We start from the raw sequence: 326 nt of genomic DNA, 5'->3' as shown, positions 1-326 counted from the left end.
CCGTGTTCGTCGCGGGCAATGCGTTGTTGACAGCAGGCGGCCGACTCTGGTTCGGTGTCGGGACCGCACTGGCCTCACGCTATACAACCGCCTCGCTGGCTAGCTGGCTCGCGCTAATCATTTTCGCTGCGCTCAACAGTGACTCGGCCGTGCGCCTCAAACGGGTGATTTTCGTTGGGGCCTGCTCTACGCTGCTCATCGCATCGTATCAGCGCATGGCGTTCAAGTCCGACCATGACGTAGCCTACTCGCGCCTCGTTGCGGGGCTTGCGCTGCGCGCGCACGTCTACGATCCCGAGATCACCAAGGTGGTGTATCCGTTTCCC

The 326-nt window shown here is 62.0% G+C and carries 1 protein-coding gene; it reads left to right on the top strand.

All coding sequences use genetic code 11. The annotated features are described in order from the left end of the window. Positions 1 to 326: hypothetical protein (locus tag SB724_RS19665; protein WP_410572465.1), on the top strand; the 326-nt coding region annotated here is incomplete at both ends.

Origin of the sequence: Bacillus sp. SIMBA_031 (assembly GCF_046535225.1) — a bacterium.
Lineage (GTDB): Bacteria > Bacillota > Bacilli > Bacillales > Bacillaceae > Bacillus > Bacillus velezensis.
This window is presented reverse-complemented; position numbering and strand designations above follow the sequence as displayed.